13 protein-coding genes are annotated in these 15,727 nt (G+C 52.8%); 3 read left to right on the top strand and 10 right to left on the bottom strand.

The features are described from left to right. The 6 genes from P3X23_RS04515 to P3X23_RS04540 all read right to left on the bottom strand — a co-directional run. Nucleotides 1-283 (bottom strand): zinc ribbon domain-containing protein (locus P3X23_RS04515; protein WP_367186514.1); only part of this gene is annotated, 283 nt, incomplete at its 3' end. A gap of 182 nt (nucleotides 284-465) precedes the next feature. Then, entirely contained in the window at nucleotides 466-1,125 is a 660-nt protein-coding gene (locus tag P3X23_RS04520; protein ID WP_300873563.1) for a phosphate ABC transporter ATP-binding protein, read from the bottom strand. After that, entirely contained in the window at nucleotides 1,122-1,256 is a 135-nt protein-coding gene (locus tag P3X23_RS04525; RefSeq protein ID WP_300873565.1) for a hypothetical protein, read from the bottom strand. The genes P3X23_RS04520 and P3X23_RS04525 overlap by 4 nt, the downstream gene beginning before the upstream one ends. A gap of 58 nt (nucleotides 1,257-1,314) precedes the next feature. Further along, nucleotides 1,315-4,494 carry an efflux RND transporter permease subunit gene (locus P3X23_RS04530; RefSeq protein ID WP_300873567.1) on the bottom strand — a complete coding sequence of 1,060 codons (3,180 nt, stop codon included), beginning with the start codon at nucleotides 4,492-4,494 and terminating at the stop codon, nucleotides 1,315-1,317. A gap of 1,216 nt (nucleotides 4,495-5,710) precedes the next feature. Further along, nucleotides 5,711-9,691: a magnesium chelatase subunit H gene (locus tag P3X23_RS04535; protein ID WP_300873569.1), complete on the bottom strand. Its 3,981-nt coding sequence runs from the start codon at nucleotides 9,689-9,691 to the stop codon at nucleotides 5,711-5,713. 225 nt (nucleotides 9,692-9,916) lie between these two features. Then, nucleotides 9,917-10,582: an ABC transporter ATP-binding protein gene (locus P3X23_RS04540; RefSeq protein ID WP_300873571.1), complete on the bottom strand. Its 666-nt coding sequence runs from the start codon at nucleotides 10,580-10,582 to the stop codon at nucleotides 9,917-9,919. A gap of 25 nt (nucleotides 10,583-10,607) precedes the next feature. Between P3X23_RS04540 and P3X23_RS04545 the strand changes: the two genes are divergently transcribed. After that, nucleotides 10,608-11,495: a Sll0314/Alr1548 family TPR repeat-containing protein gene (locus tag P3X23_RS04545; protein WP_300873573.1), complete on the top strand. Its 888-nt coding sequence runs from the start codon at nucleotides 10,608-10,610 to the stop codon at nucleotides 11,493-11,495. Here the strand turns inward: P3X23_RS04545 and P3X23_RS04550 are convergent. Then, nucleotides 11,492-12,481, bottom strand: a complete 990-nt coding sequence (locus P3X23_RS04550; RefSeq protein WP_300873575.1) for an FkbM family methyltransferase — start codon at nucleotides 12,479-12,481, stop codon at nucleotides 11,492-11,494. The two genes, P3X23_RS04545 and P3X23_RS04550, sit on opposite strands and share 4 nt — an antisense overlap. A 125-nt stretch (nucleotides 12,482-12,606) precedes the next feature. On the opposite strand from P3X23_RS04550, the gene P3X23_RS04555 reads away from it, so the two are divergent. Next, nucleotides 12,607-13,347 (top strand): hypothetical protein, encoded by a 741-nt coding sequence (locus tag P3X23_RS04555; RefSeq protein WP_300873584.1) that lies wholly within the window; start codon nucleotides 12,607-12,609, stop codon nucleotides 13,345-13,347. On the opposite strand, the gene ndk is transcribed toward P3X23_RS04555, so the two are convergent. After that, on the bottom strand, nucleotides 13,322-13,774 hold the full coding sequence (gene ndk / locus P3X23_RS04560) for a nucleoside-diphosphate kinase (protein WP_300873576.1): 453 nt from the start codon (nucleotides 13,772-13,774) through the stop codon (nucleotides 13,322-13,324). The two genes, P3X23_RS04555 and ndk, sit on opposite strands and share 26 nt — an antisense overlap. Nucleotides 13,775-13,829: 55 nt before the next feature. Between ndk and P3X23_RS04565 the strand changes: the two genes are divergently transcribed. Beyond that, nucleotides 13,830-14,624, top strand: a complete 795-nt coding sequence (locus tag P3X23_RS04565) for a PhzF family phenazine biosynthesis isomerase (RefSeq protein ID WP_300873578.1) — start codon at nucleotides 13,830-13,832, stop codon at nucleotides 14,622-14,624. Here the strand turns inward: P3X23_RS04565 and cobO are convergent. Together cobO and P3X23_RS04575 are read right to left on the bottom strand one after the other, a co-directional pair. Further along, nucleotides 14,621-15,223, bottom strand: coding sequence for a cob(I)yrinic acid a,c-diamide adenosyltransferase (cobO, locus tag P3X23_RS04570; RefSeq protein WP_300873580.1), 603 nt, complete (start codon nucleotides 15,221-15,223; stop codon nucleotides 14,621-14,623). The genes P3X23_RS04565 and cobO overlap by 4 nt on opposite strands. Nucleotides 15,224-15,226: 3 nt before the next feature. Beyond that, the coding region (locus tag P3X23_RS04575) for a sigma-70 family RNA polymerase sigma factor (RefSeq protein WP_300873582.1) at nucleotides 15,227-15,727 on the bottom strand (501 nt) is incomplete at its 5' end.

Raw genomic sequence — 15,727 nt, forward strand, 5'->3', positions numbered from 1 at the left:
GTGGTGTGGGCGGCGGCGGTAGTGTTGTTAGCCGTCTTTGATGGGCAACGACTTCCACCGTTGGTGCAGCACTTGTTGGGTGTTGCATCACCTCTGGTATTGGGGGTGGGCTGACGGCAATGCGACGCAGATTGAAACCACATTGGCCACAAAAGCTAGCGTCTGGTTGAACTGGGGCACCACAATTTGGACAAGAAGTCATAATGGGCATGGGCGAAAAACACGCTTTACATTGAACAGCACCAACGGGATTGGGATGCAAACACTCGGAATAGATCATCATATCATCATAGAAATGATGCCCTATTCCACTGCCGATCCAATCAACCTAAGATTAAGGTACCCATGGTTGATCTCTACTTCCCAGGGTAAAGCTAAAGAAACTAGCTGTCTCTGTATTTAGGTTAGTTTTTACACCCCAATTCTATACGGGTTCATTGCCAAAGTGCTGATGAATGAGAACTCCTAAAACCGACCACTGACATACTCGCCGGTTAAGGGATGCTCTGGCCTTTGAAAAAGTAAGTATGTGGGAGCGTACTCAATTAATTGCCCCACCATCTGTCCTTGACTATTAGTTTGCAGGGCTAAAAAGGCCGTCCAGTCGGAAATCCGCGCTACTTGTCGTAGGTGATGGGTTGCCATGATCACGGTGTAGGTTTGTTTGAGATGATACAGACACTCCTCTATGCGGCGGGTCGCGGCAGTATCAAAGTCATCCAGTAGCGGAATCTCCGGTTGCAGGGCGATCGCCCGCGCCAGACAAAGGCGTTGTTGCTGCTCTAGGGACAGGTGCAGTGCAGGCTTGGCTAAATCATTCTTCAGAGCTTGCCACAGATCCACCTGTTGCAAAGAAGATTGCACAAGGGCATCGAGATCCCCTTGATAGCCATGCACCCGAGCACCAAAGGCAACATTCTCATAGATTGATGTTGGCAACAGACTCGGTCTGCTGAAAAGCATCGGCATACGACAGCGCAGTTGCGATACATTCCACTCGTTGAGGGCGTGGTGCCGATAGTTAATCTCTCCACTCACGTGAAGATTCGGAAAAAGTTCAATAAAGCGGTTCAAACAGCGTAGGAGTAGGCTCTTGCCAGATCCAGAAGCACCGATTAACGTCACCAGTTTCGCGGGTAAAGGGTGAGGCTGACATCGCTAAGCAGCGGCTGATTGCGGTAAAACACGCTCAGTTGACGTACCTCAACAAGGGCATCTTGACCAACGGCAACGGCAATAGGGTCAACAGCAGTCATCGGCAGGACTTGGGTAGCGGCTTCACTACCAATCTAAACAGTAATGTTGGCCTACAGCTTAGCGTTCCTGACGTTCCTCCGAGGAGGGGACAGCCGGTACTGGCAAAGAAGGCGGAAGACGGCGGTGGGCGGTACGCTCAAAGCCATGCAGAATCACATAGAAACAGGGAATGAGAAAGAGAGTGAGCAGTGTTGCCACAGCTAAGCCAGAAAAGACAACAATGCCAAGGGGCTGCAAAAATTCTGAGCCTTCCCCTAGACCCAATGCCAAGGGGAACATCCCCACCACTGTTGTAATCGTGGTCATCAGAATCGGGCGCAGGCGGGCAGGGGCAGCTTTGCGAATGGCTTGACTACGGCTACAGCCCTCTTGTTGGTAAATCTTATTCGCCAACTCCACCATGATGATGGCATTATTGACAACAATCCCCACTAGCAAAATGGCACCAACAATCACCGTGGCACCAATCGCTGTTCGTGTCAGGTACAGACCCCAAATCCCACCGGCCAAGGCCAAGGGAATTGTAAACATAATCACCAGCGGGTCAAGTAGGGAGTTGTACTGTACCGCCATGACTACAAACACGAGAAAGGCTGCCAAACTGCCCAAGACCACTAAGGCTTGTTGCAATTGCTGATTGGCTTGGGCTGCTGTGCTCGGCATCAAGGATACCCCCGGCGGAAACTCCAAGTTGTTAAGAATGTCATTGACCTGCGTAAGAGCCGCACTCAGACTGGCGCCCTCGGCAAGATTTCCGGCGAGTATAAAGACCTGCTGCTGGTTAATGCGGCGAATTTCTCCGGGGGCTTGACTGGGTTCAATGCGAGCAACATCCCCAAGGCGCAGGGGGCGATTATTGGGGGTAAAAAGGGGAATGTTTGCAAGATCGGCGGGGTTTTGAATGCTATTACTGTCCAGTTGAACCCGAATATCCACTAGGCGATCGCCCCGTTGCAGACGCGCGGGCACAAACCCTTCTAGGGCTGTTTGAATTGTCTGGCCAAGGTTGAGGGTATTCAGCCCCAGTTCGCTCACTCGCTCCCAATCTGGCAGAATTTGAATTTCTGGCTGGCGCGGATCGGCATCGGGACGAAAGCGCACCAAGGTGGCTTTTTCATCTAGAATCTGGAGCACTTGGCGACCAAAGCGGTTGAGGGTCTGCTCATCGTTGCCCCGCAGTATGACATCAATATCGGCGCCGCGCACAGGTGAGTTGGTGAGGATAATTCCCCGCACTTGACCAGGACGTAGGCGCAGCCGCACTCCCACAAGGCTAAGTTGATCCAAGGCTTGCGTGGCTTGGGTAATATAGCGGTCTACACTAACGCCGCGCTGCAGAATAATGGTGCTGTTTGCGCGCAGGGGATTGGCAATTGTATTTGTACCAAAGAGAACACCCCCAGTTGTGGTAAAAACTGCCTCCGTCCCCGGCTGTGCCATCAGTACCTCATCTACGGCCTCCATGATACGGCGACTTGTGGGTAGGGGCATGCCCGGCGGAAAGATGGCCGTTAGGTTGACTTGACCAGTATTAATGCGCGGTAGCAATTCTTGAGGAATTTGCTGGGCTAAAAACCAACTGCTCCCCCCCAGAAGAAGGATCGCCAGACCCACCACTAGCCAGCGTGCCCTCAATACCTGTGCCAATGCCCATTCATAGCGTCCTGAAAGCCAGAGAAACTTTTCATTAAAAAGGCGAATAAAGGCCACCTGCCGCAGGCGATTTTGCATCCGCATTCCCAATAGGCGTGAGGCCAACGCTGGTACCACTGTAAGAGCCACCACCAGTGACGCTGCAACAGCAAAACTAATCGTCAGAATGAGTTCATTAAAAAGCAGGGCAACTAAGCCCCCCAGTAACAAAAAGGGCAAAATGGCAACCAGGTTCGTTAAAGTAGAGGCCAAAAGTGCCGATTCAATACTTTGACTGCGCCGTTTTACTTCTTCAAGGTACTGTTCTTGGCTCATGTGCTGTGGATTCATATCCGCCAAGGTTTCTAACATTACAATGGCGTTGTCCACAACAATACCCACCCCCAGCGCTAGCCCGCCCAAGCTAAAAACATTGAGGGAAAAATTAAATAGCCCCATCAACAGCATTGCCGCCATAGTTGAAAGGGGACTCGCGAGTACAATAATTAGGGTTTGCCGCACTGATCCCAAGAAAAGAAGGACAGCGATCGCTGCCAACAATGTCCCTGTCAGACCGGCGGTAATCACATTATTTAGAGAATTGCGAATATAAATTGATTCATCGAGAACGGGCACAATTTGAGCCTCGCGGGGCACGAGATTGGCTGCCTGCAACTCCCCTAGGCGGCGCTTGACCCCCTCGACCACTGCCACTGTGTTGGCTTCCGGCTGCTTAAGAATACTGACTTTGACCGCTGGTTGGCCATTGAGCGTGACAAACACCCGCTGCTCGGCACTGCCATCAACAACTTGCGCCACATCCCGTAGATAGAGCCGCTGACCATTGGCTCCCCTCAACACCAAATCCTCAATTTCACTGGCATTGCTAAAGCGTCCCACGGCGCGGGTGAGAGGTTCTGCCGTTTGACCGCGAATGCGCCCTCCTGAGACATCTTGGTTGCGATCGCTGAGCGCCGTTAAAATTTGGTTTAACCCTACGCCTGTTGCCTGCAATCGATCTAAGTCCACAAGAATTCGCACTTCTTCAGTGGTTCCCCCAGAGACATCTACCCCAGCCACACCAGGGACGATACTGAGTTCGCGGTCTAAATCTTCATCAGCAAAAACCCGTAACTCTCGGCCGCTGAGGGTTTCTGAGGTCAAGGCAAACTCATAGACCGGCAATTGCGACGGGTCAAACTTAAAAAGGCGCGGCGACTCAATAATATCGGGCAGTGCACTGCGGGCACGGTTAAAAGCAGCGGTGGCCTCATTTAAGGCCTGATCGACATCGCCGCCCGGCTCAAAAAATAAATCAATGCTGACTTGCCCTTCACGGGTTTGGGAATAGACCTGCACCACTCCCTCTGTGCGACTGAGGGCTTCTTCAAGGGGTTTGGTCACCTCCTCAACGGCAACGCTGGGGACTACCCCCGGAATATCCAAACGTACACCAATGCGGGGGTAGGTAATTCCCGGCAGCAGGTCCACCTGCAGACGCAAAAGGGTAAAGACTGCCAAAACAATAACGGTCAGCGTCAACATTAGAGTGCCGATGTGGCGAGTCACCGCCAATCCGCTAAAACTAAAGCGTGGGGAGGTCATGGCAGTTCAAACGTCATCCGTAAAAGTTACCCCTTAGACACCGCTACTGTAACAAATCGTTTCATCCTCGTAAAATGGGGAACCGGCTAAGTCCCAGTGAGCCGTTGCCATGGCTTTTTGAAGAACAGCACGCATCAACTCTCCTATCCAAATGATTAAGCTTAAAAAGCCGTACTTCACATCACGGAATGCCGTAACGAAGTGCATCCTTAGCTGCCCTAGGGGTGGTGGTATCAAAGCTTCATCATTGCAGTGTTTGCCCTCTAGGAGAATTTCACAACCCTAGCAATAATATGGACTTTGCGGCCATGGCGGGGTAGGGGACTTATTGACACCATTTCCCCCCTTGACGCGCAAAGAACACCTGAGTGGGAAAGACAACAACATGGGGAGAGGTTCCCGCAAGGAGTCAAACTCTAGTGTTGACAGGCACATGGCATCAGCGGCGCTGCCGTGACACTTTCGCGTGGAGGCTCCCAAACCTCTCAAGCGCGCGCTGCGTCGTCTCAAAATTTGCAGCAGACGCTTCAGTTGCAAACTCAAAGTAGCCAAGCGGTTCGCGGATTTTCAGCGCCACGCAGGAACACAGCTAGCAGTTTCGCGCAACTGGCAAACATCCTCTGCGATATGGGCTAGACTCCATGCCTGCATAGCCAATATCCGAGCGGATTTTACCCACAAGCTGACAATTTACCAGAGTCTGCTTCTAGTAACTGTCAGATACGAATGCTTTCGGGGCAGGAAGAGAAGGGTGCACACTTTTGTGCCCTTTCTTGGTAGCAGCAGTAGATTGAGGCAGCGTCAAAATAGACCGCTGAAGGGTGTAGCCAAATTCTGCCAGACTATCTTCCGGCTCATAGGGCATCTCAAAGTATTGTCTGAAGGTGTAGGACTGTCCGGGCTGGAGAATGGCAGTTCTAGCCATCTTGCGGTCTGTTACTTGGTTCCAGCGGCATCGCTTTTTTTAATTGCACAGAAAAAATCTCCAGTGTATTCCTATGCCATCAGCCCTCACAGTCTTCATTAATGCCGATGGAGGCTTTGCTGCGGCGGTAAGTGGCTATACGTAACAGCTCTGTAACCTAATATCTGCTGACACAGGGTGGCATTGGTCTTTAGTCTGCATCACTTCCCCAAGGCCTTCGGGGGTTCCAACCACATCGGCAAGCAAATAAAAAGGGGGGAAGACCCCCCTTGAGCACAGTGTTAACGTTGTTTACTCAACTCCTTCAATTTTGTCCTCCACCTCTTGATAGAGTTGCCGCAGCAGTTCCAGATTGGCTTCACTGGTCTCCCAGTAGCCGCGCCCGTGGAGTTCGAGGAAGGTGCTCACCATTTTGCGGAAAGAGTGGGGGTTGGTATTCAGAAGCCGCTGCCGCATCTGCTCATCGAGGATAAACGTGGCATTCGCCTCCTCATAAACCCAGTTGTCCACGGCTCCTGCGGTAGCTGACCAGCCCATCGTGTTCACAAGCCGCTTCGAAATCTCCCGCACCCCCTCATAGCCGTGGGCGAGCATCCCCTCATACCACTTGGGATTCAGGAGCTTGGTACGGCTGTCGAGGCGGACGGTTTCTGAGAGGGTACGCACTTGGGCATTGGCCGTGGTGGTATCAGCGATGTAGGCCTTGGGTTGCTTGCCGTCAGCGCGCAGTGCCCCCACTAGCTTGGTTGGATCTGCGTCAAAGTAGTGACTGACATCCGTGAGGCTAATTTCTGAGGAGTCGAGGTTTTGGAAGGTCACATCCACGGTTTTGAGAGCTGTTTCAAAGAGTTGCCGCGCCTGTTGCATTGTCCCTGGGGAATCCGCAGAGAAGGCGAAGGACTTACGGGAGAGGTACATATCCTGAAGTTCTGACTCCTGCTCCCAAGAGCTGTTTTCTACAGCTAGGTTGACATTGGCCGCGTAGGAACCGGAGGCATTGGTAAAGACCCGTGTCGCTGCTTGGCGCAGCTCAATGCCCAATTCTGAGGCCTGTTGCAGGGCGTGCTTGCGGATAAAGTTTAGCTCAAGCGGCTCATCGGCTTCAGCGGCCATTTTGATGGCTCGGTCAATGAGCGCCATCTGGTTGATAAATAGATCCCGGAATACCCCAGAGCAGTTGACGACAACATCAATGCGCGGCCGCCCCAGCTCCTCTAGGGGGATGAGTTCCACTTTGTTGACGCGTCCTAAAGAGTCGGGTAGCGGACGTGCCCCCACTAGCCACAGCACTTGGGCAAGGGATTCGCCATAGGTTTTGATATTGTCTGTGCCCCAGAGTACCATGGCAATGGTTTCTGGCCATTGGTCGTTGTTTTCTATTTTTTGCCGGGCGAGGAGGCGATCGACGACAACTTTGGCAGACTGCACGGCTGCCGCGGTGGGAATGGCTTGGGGATCTAAGGCGTGGATATTTTTGCCCGTCGGCAAGACATCGGGGTTACGAATTGGATCGCCACCAGGTCCGGGAAGAATGTACTCACCTTCAAGGGCTTGTAGCAGTGCCCCCAGTTCATTATCAGCGACAATCTGCTGCAAACAAAATTCGAGATACTCCATGAGGGGCTTGAGGGCAGCGGCATCCACTCGGGAATAACCAGTTGCATGGAGGGCTTCAATCCATGGCTCTTTGCGCCCCATGTTGAAGAAGTTCAGCTTCGAGACCCGTGAGACACGGCCATCGGCATCGGCTTGGGCTTGGACAAGGGCACTGACGGCAGCACGGGTAGCCTCGTTAATTTGGCGCAGCAGTTCAACATCTGCAAGTACCCCGCGATCGCTATTCTGATAAATTTCGTCAATGTCTCGACCTAGGCTCTCGGCAATGAGCCGGGGCAAGCTCTTAATGCCGTCCTCAGGGCGATCCAAGCTGGCAATATTGACCAACGTGGCCACTGCTTCTGCTGTTGTTGGCGGTTTGCCGATGACATGCAAGCCACAGGGCAAGAGGCGGCTTTCAATCTCCATCAGTTTGATATAGACCTTGCCTACGAGGGTATCCCGCTCTTCGGCACTGAGATCGGCAGCGTCCTTGTCGGGGAGAGGCACATCCTGATCGAGATTCACCATGCGGCATTTGTCCATGATTGTGTTAACAATTTGGATACCCCGACCGCTGTCTTTAAGGGTTTGGTAGGAGCCAATTAGATCGCTGAGTTCCCGCAGTCCTTTGTAAAGACCTGCATTTTCCGCCGGAGGAGTGAGGTAGCTAATTGTGTTGGCATAGCTGCGGCGCTTGGCAATGGTAGCTTCAGAGGGGTTGTTGGCGGCGTAGTAGTAGAGGTTGGGAATATAGCCAATGAGATTGTCAGGATAGCAGTCCCCGGACATGCCCATCTGTTTACCCGGCATGAATTCCAAGGAGCCATGGGTGCCAAAGTGGAGTACCGCATCCGCTTGCCAAATGTGGTTAAGGAACGTGTAATAGGCGGCAAAACCGTGATGGGGACTGGCGGAACGGGAAAAGAGCAATCGCATTGGATCACCCTCGTAGCCAAAGGTGGGCTGAACCCCAATAAAGACGTTGCCGTAGGCTTTGCCGTAAATGAGCAGGTTCTGGCCATCACTGTTCAGGTGCCCCGGCGGTTTACCCCAGTTTTCCTCCAGCCGTTTGGCGTAGGGGGTGAGGCGTTCGTATTCCGCTACACTCATGCGGTAGGCAATGTTGAGTTCAGGACTCCCCACCTGAGCACGGGCATCGTGGAGAATGTCTTGCATAAGAGCTTCGGCACTCTCCGGCATGTCCTGTACGTCATAGCCATTGTTTTTCAGGGCTTCCATAACTTTGTAGATGGAGCCAAAAACATCCAAGTAGGCGGCAGTACCGACATTGCCTTTATCGGGCGGGAAGCTAAAGATGGTGATGGCAACTTTCTTTTCCACCTTGGGTTTGCGGCGCAGATTAGCCCACTTTAGTGCCCGTTGCACAATCATTTCCACGCGGTCTTGGAGGGCGATCGCCTTACCGGTCATGCCATCACGACCAGAGAGAATGATAGGTTCAATGGCACCATCCAATTCAGGTAGGGCAATTTGCAGTGCCACTTGAATCGGGTGCAACCCCAAATCACTGTCTTCCCATTCCTCAGTGGTTTGAAATACGAGGGGCAGTGTCACCATGTAGGGGCGGTTGAGTTTTTTTAGTGCTGCCACAGCTTTGGGATGATCCTGCTTGGCAGGTCCGCCTACAAGGGCAAATCCGGTGAGGGACACCACAGTGTCAACAATTGGTTTTTCGGGGTTGACGGGATCGTAGAAGAATTTTTCCAGCGGCGTCGAAAAGTCTAGCCCGCCGGAGAAGACGGGAATCACCCGTGCCCCTTGGGATTCAAATTCTTGGACAATCGCCACATAGTGAGCATCATCACCTGTAACAAGGTGGGTACGCTGCAACAACAGACCAATCGTAGGTACAAGGGGGTCTTTAAGATCGGCACCAATATCGCGGCGACTGTTGAACCAGTTGAGGTACTCTTTGAGATCCTCAAACATTTGCGGTGCGAGGGGATGCCAAATGCCCGTGTCGGGATAGGTGATGGGTTCTTGGTAACTGAGGTGGCTATTGTGCTGACCCTTGAAGACGTAGCGATCGGCCAGCATTAAGAGAAAGTTTTGCAGGTTCTCCGGCGATCCCCCCAGCCAATACTGGAAACTGAGCATGAAGTTGCGGGCATCTTGAGCTTTATCGATGGGAAGGTACTTCAGCACTTGGGGCAGGGTTCGCAGGAGTTTGAGCATGGCATCTTGGAAACCAGCGCCCGATTTCTCCTTGCGCTTCTTCATGAAGTTGGCAATGACGCTCTTGGATTGGCCAATCTGAGCTAAGGAAAAACTGCCCATTTTGTTGAGGCGCATCACCTGCGGCAAGGAGGGAAAAACAACCGCTACATCAAGGCGATCGCGATAGGGCTGCACTGCCTCAACCACCTTATCGGCTAAGTCCTCAATGAAAATGAGAGAGGCAATAAACACATTCGCCCGCGCCACGTCTTCACAGAAGGCGGCATAGTTTTCAGGATTGCGCAGTTCCTCAAGGAGATAGCCACTGATTTCAATGGCCACCTGTGGATGGGTGTCGTTAATGCTGCGAACCGCTGCCGACAGCGCGCTCTGGTATTGGGCTTCAAGTACCACATACACCACTCGCAACAGCGATCGCCCATTCAACGCCGCTGGTGCGATATGCCGAATCGTGGACTTGACGTGGGTGAACATGCGTTCAAACTCCTTAGTAACGATCGAAAGCAAACCCCAAGTGGGATATACAGCTCCTTACAACTGGGGGGAACCGATGCTGAGAGGCTTGTCTCCACTGGCTTGACAAGTGTTAAGCGTCTTTTCTTTTTCCCCAAAGGGCTGTACCTCTTGTGGTTGTAGCAGAAAATCAAGCTGTGGAGAGACTTTGCGCCCCTGTGGTAACAAATTGCAAAGTTTTGCTACCTAAGTATTAAAACTTATTACAGAACTTGACTGTTGGGAAGTCAGTGGTACTAGACAACCGTTTTCCAATTGCCACGCGCGATCGCTAATCTCCTGTAGTTCAGTGGCCTCATGGGTCACCACAAGGAGGCTCCAGTGTTCCTTCAGGCGGCGCAGCACCTGTACCAATTGACGGCGCATTGACCAATCCAGACCCGCTGTGGGTTCATCGAGCAAAAGCAGGTAGGGTTGGCGCACCAGTTGTACCGCAAGGGCAAGGCGACGCTGCTGACCGCCGCTGAGGGATTCAGGTCGGGTGTGCAAAGGTAAGTGATCAAGGCCAACATCGGCAAGGGCGCGGTAAAAATTCTCGTAGGGAATTTCTGGGTGACCAAAGCGCAGCTCTTCCAGAATTGTACTGCCGCAGAAGTAGCGATCCGGGAACTGAAAGACCAATCCGGCCAACTGTTGTAAATGATCAGGTGTGAGCACTTGATCCTGCCATTGAATGATCCCGCGGCTGGGGGTGGCCAAGCCCGCTAAAATCTCTAATAGCGTAGTCTTGCCGGATCCACTAGGTCCGATAATCAATCCCAATTCAGCCGTCCCCAACTCTAAGTTGATGTCCCGTAAAATGGGCTGAGGGGTAGCGGCGGGGTGGTAGCTGAGATGGCGGACTAAAAACAAGAGAGAAACTCCGGAGGTGATAACTGTGCAAACCCGTCAACTGCGCCTATGGCAACGCTTTGCTCTCTATCTTAGTGGAGCGATCGCCCCCTGGGTACTCAGCACTGCTGCCCTTGCTGGAGATCCTTTCCGCACTGGTTCGCAGGCACGCCCCATTTCAGATCAAACAGAAGCTGTTTTTGTGGCTCTCTTTCGCGACGGCAATTATGTCAAAGGTAAAGAGTTACTGCCTGCTGCCCTGGAGCGCGATCGCCGTGAACCCCTGACCCTGACGCTGGCTGCTGCCATTGCCTATCTCAATGAAGACTGGGCAGGGTACAAGCGCTATGCCGAGGAGACTCTGCGCGCTGCCCAGGCCCTCACTGGCCGCGATCCCCTGCGGGGGAATCTCTACCAAGCCGTGGGACATTTCCTGATGGCTGGCTATGAAATTTCCGAGGCCGGATCTGGCCCTGTAGCCGGTGCTCCGGCTGCGCTGTTGCGGGTTCAGCGGGTTCTTGATCATGTGGGACGAGCTGAAGCCATCAATCCCCGCGATCCGGAATTAAATCTTGTGCGTGGCTTTATGGAGTGGGGCATTGCGAGTAATGTCGGCTTTGTCAGCATGGATCGGGCAATTCAAACCCTGCAAACCTACGCTGCTCCCAATTACCTGAGTTATCGAGGCTTGGCCTTAGCCTATCGCGATCGCAAGCAATGGCCGCAAGCTCTGAATGCGGTTGATCAAGCCTTGGCCGTGGCTCCCAATAATCCAGAACTGCTATACCTCAAAGCGCAAATTTTAGCCGCCAGTGGCAATCAATCCAAGGCACAGCAGTACTTCCAGCAAGCCCTCGCCAAACAAAACCAATTGCCCCAAGGCATTCGTAAAGAGATTCAGGAGTTTAGCCGCCGCATCTTGCCTCAGGGCTAGGGTAGCGGCTGAGACAGTGCTTTTACAATTGGCAAGTCGGCTATATCCGCACTAATTACAGACTTGGCTTGGTCTAAAATGGCAAAAATTTCGGAGCGGCAATTCCATTGGGCAGTTTTGCCGTAGCGAAGTGTAAGTTGTGTCAAGACTTCCAAAGCATAATCAGGGAAGTCTAGGGCATCGGCGATCGCTGCTAGCTTTAATAAGTGCTCCGGGGTTTGTAGATGGGCATTGAGTTGCCGCTGGTCGTCACCGAGTAAATCTCTTAAGTAGATGGCGTCAGCCCATAGAAGTTGGCCTGCGCGGTGCTGGGATTGGAAAGGTGAAAGATAGCGAGGCAAACGACACCAACCATCCTGCGTCACTAAGTCAAAAAGTACAAACCCCTGGGATCGCAAATAGGCGTCAACATCTCCAAAAAGCGGCTGCCGCTTATAAACTTGCGAAAACTCAACTTCAACGATGACAGCTAAAGTACTTGCCGCCAAAAGCTGTTGACCACCTTGCAAAACATCTAGGTCTGCACCTTGGACATCTACCTTGAGAACCTCTACGCTCTCAAGCCCTTCAGTTTTGGCAAATACATCTAGTGTTGTTGTTTCCACTTGAACGGTTGCTACGAGATTTAAGCCGGGGTTGAATCCCTGAAACCGTGATGTATAGCTCAAATTCGGTTCATACAAAGAACTACAGTGAACTGCATTAGTAATGTACAGGGTTGATTCACCCACCTGTTTCCCAAGAGCAAGAGGATAGTGGCGCTCAAACCAAGTGATTCCCTGGGCTTCTAGGGCAGCATTTGCCGCATCACAGGCCTCTGGATCGGCATCAAAACCATAAATTCTCAAATTGGGTGCAAAAATATGCCATGGGGAGTGGCCATAATCATCGTCACGATAAATTTTGCGAGAACCAACAATGCCCAAGGTCAAGGAAATCAGATCGAGCTTTCCTGCGGATTTTAAGGTGTTGTTAATGAGTCCCATGGGAGCAATCACAATTCTGAGTTAATTCTAGGGTTTTAAGTGTTCTGTCTTTGGGAAAATGCTATACCGTTGCTGTGCAACGATAAGTATAAGCAGCCAAAAATTTGGAGAACTTCCCTCGCCCGATGATTGATGAACTCTTGGAACTCTCACCCAACTGGGGACTGGATACTCTGTTGTTGCTTGTGGTGTTGTTGGCACTGGAAGCGGTTCTCTCAGCGGACAATGCGATCGCCCTAGCGGCTTTGGTACGAGGCATTGAAGATTTAGAGGAACAGCGGCGGGCACTCAATCTGGGACTCGCCATCTCCTACATTTTTCGGATTGGGCTGATTCTCACGGCCACGTGGGTCTTGCAGTTCTGGCAGTTTGAGTTGGCGGGGGCACTGTATCTTCTCTGGTTAGCCGCAAAGTACTTTTTCTTTACGACTGAGCCAGAGCACCACCACGAGCGAGTGATTCGTTCTTTTTGGCAGGCGGTGCCCCTACTTGCTTTGGCCGATTTAGCCTTTTCCCTAGATAGCGTAACAACGGCGATCGCCCTATCGGATGAGCGCTGGCTGGTGTTACTGGGGGGAACCATTGGCGTGATTATGCTGCGCTTTATGGCGGAGCTATTTATTCGCTGGCTCAAAGAATTTCCACGGCTTGAGGATGCCGGCTATTTCACAGTAACCCTGGTGGGGCTGCGGCTATTGATTCGCGTGATTAACCCACAATTAGTTCCCTCCGACTGGGTCATGATTAGCCTCATTGCCCTTTGCTTTACCTGGGGCTTTTCTAAACGGGAGGTGGAGGAGCCAGACACTCCCCCAACCCTTCCCCAATCAACCCAAGAGCCTACATCTCATACACCCAAGAGGTGAAGGCCGGCTCCCAAGGCACCAGTTCTTGGGTTTGGAACCAGAGATTGATTTCCCGCTCGGCATTTTCGGGACTATCAGAGCCGTGAATCACATTCCGTCCCACATCTACGGCAAAATCTCCCCGTAGGGTGCCCGGTTCGGCATTGAGGGGGTTAGTCGCGCCAATGAGTTTGCGGGCATTGGCAATCACCCCGCGACCTTCCCAGACCATGGCCACCACTGGCCCTGAGGTAATAAAGTCCACCAGCCCCGCAAAGAAGGGCTTGTCTTTGTGTTCAGCGTAGTGCTGCTCTGCCAATTCACGGCTGACACGCATGAGTTTGAGGCCAACCAGTGTGTAGCCTTTTTGTTCAAATCGTTGGATAATCGTCCCCACTAGCCCACGCTGCACGCCGTCGGGTTTGATTGCCAGAAATGTTCGTTCCACGCAGTCTGTCCTCTGCTCGATCTACAGGATTGATTTTACGGTTTTCGGGGGTTGGATGCCGCTACCACTGTACCAAGTTGATGCCTTTACCCAAGAACCGTTTCGCGGCAATCCGGCCGCGGTGTGTCTTCTAGAAAGTTTTTTTGACGATGCAATCTTGGGGGCGATCGCCCGCGAAATGAATCTTTCAGAAACGGCTTTTGTGGTACCCATCGCCAGTGGCTTTCAGTTGCGCTGGTTTACCCCAGTGGCGGAAGTGGATCTCTGTGGTCATGCCACCCTCGCCACGGCTCACGTCCTCTGGCAACACCAAGGGGTGGCGGGAGAGTTAGCATTTCATACCCGCAGTGGGCTGCTGCGAGCACAGCGCCTTGGGGAGTGGATCGCCCTTGACTTTCCGCAGCAGCCTGTAACCCCCCTTGAGGATCAGCGGCTGCAGGCCTCAATCATTGCTGCTCTGGGGACTCAGCCGCTGTCTGTAGGACAGACGGCCAGCGATCTACTTGTGGAACTAGAGGATGCCCCGGCTGTCATGCAGCTTAAACCCAATCTTGACCAGATTGCCCGCCTCCCCTGTCGCGGACTAATTGTAACGGCACGCGCCAACAGGGAGTACGACATTGTCTCGCGCTTTTTTGCCCCTCAACTGGGGATTCCTGAGGATCCTGTCACAGGTTCAGCCCACTGTAGCCTCTATTCCTACTGGCAGCCAAAGTTGGGTCGGCAGGAACTCCTCGCCTATCAAGCCTCCCCTCGGGGCGGTGTAATCAAACTTCAAGCCCAGGGGGGCGATCGCCTGCTGTTGTTGGGTCAGGCTGTCACCATCTTTGCTGGAGAACTCCTAGTTTAGAACTCAATCCCCGGCTGTGCCTTAATCCCTTGCTCGCGAAAAGGGTGCTTGACAAGGGTCATTTCTGTTACTAAATCTGCAGCATCAATCAGGGCTTGGGGAGCCCCTCGCCCCGTGAGAATCACATGGGTCATTTCTGGCTTGCGGCCAAGCCCCTCCAGCACCTGTGCCACACTTAAGTAATCCAGCTTGAGGGCTACGTTAATTTCATCCAGCAACACCAAGCGGTATGCTGGGTTGACAAGGTAGCTTAGGGCCAGTTCCCAGGCAGCTTGGGCACAGGCAATATCCCGTTGCCGGTCTTGGGTCTCCCATGTAAACCCCTCCCCCATGGCATGAAAAGCCAGTTGCTCTGACCACTGGCTGAGCACGGCTTTTTCCGCCGGCTCCCACGCCCCTTTAATAAATTGAATAATTGCCACCCGATAGCCATGACCCAAGGAACGCAGAACCATTCCTAGGGCGGCGGTGGTTTTGCCCTTGCCGTTGCCCGTATGGACAATGATCAACCCCTTTTCACGGGTGCGCTCCGCTAGGCGTTGTGTCTGTACGGCTTTGCGCCGCTGCATCTTTTGGCGGTACTGTTCGTCACTCAGCATTGGCTAGCTGGCAAGGTACTCGTGAATATCGCTGCGGCGTTTGCGCAGTTTACTGAGGGCCTCCCGCTCAATTTGCCGCACGCGCTCGCGACTGATGTTAAGCAGTTCTCCCACTTTGGCCAAGGTGAGGGGCTGGCCGTTCTCTAGACCAAAGCGGAGGGAAAGGACATGACGTTGTTGGGGGGTAAGGTCTGCCATTAGCCGCTCAAGGTCACTGCGCAACGAGGACTGAGCGGCAAACTCCTCTGGGGAAATGGAGGAATCCTCCAGGAGTTCTCCCAACTCTGTATCCTGATTATCGCCAACACGGACATCCAAGGAGAGGGGCTGACGCGCCCGTTCGAGGTAGTCGCGGACTTGCGCAGGGGTTAGCTCCAGTTCAGCGGCCAGCTCATTAATTGTTGGCGCACGACCCAGCTGCTGGGACAACTGTCGCTGAGCCTTTTTGATCTTGTTGAGCTTTTCAGTAATGTGGATGGGCAAGCGAATGGTGCGTCCTTTCTC

This window comes from Thermosynechococcus sp. Uc, assembly GCF_029335995.1.
GTDB lineage: Bacteria > Cyanobacteriota > Cyanobacteriia > Thermosynechococcales > Thermosynechococcaceae > Thermosynechococcus.

What these genes read in the sequence shown, in the direction of transcription:
- P3X23_RS04525 (WP_300873565.1), bottom strand. Translation starts at nt 1,256, where the DNA reads ATGACTGCTGTTGACCCTATTGCCGTTGCCGTTGGTCAAGATGCCCTT.
- P3X23_RS04530 (WP_300873567.1), bottom strand. Translation starts at nt 4,494, where the DNA reads ATGACCTCCCCACGCTTTAGTTTTAGCGGATTGGCGGTGACTCGCCAC.
- P3X23_RS04535 (WP_300873569.1), bottom strand. Translation starts at nt 9,691, where the DNA reads ATGTTCACCCACGTCAAGTCCACGATTCGGCATATCGCACCAGCGGCG.
- P3X23_RS04550 (WP_300873575.1), bottom strand. Translation starts at nt 12,481, where the DNA reads ATGGGACTCATTAACAACACCTTAAAATCCGCAGGAAAGCTCGATCTG.
- P3X23_RS04555 (WP_300873584.1), top strand. Translation starts at nt 12,607, where the DNA reads ATGATTGATGAACTCTTGGAACTCTCACCCAACTGGGGACTGGATACT.
- P3X23_RS04565 (WP_300873578.1), top strand. Translation starts at nt 13,830, where the DNA reads ATGCCGCTACCACTGTACCAAGTTGATGCCTTTACCCAAGAACCGTTT.
- cobO (WP_300873580.1), bottom strand. Translation starts at nt 15,223, where the DNA reads ATGCTGAGTGACGAACAGTACCGCCAAAAGATGCAGCGGCGCAAAGCC.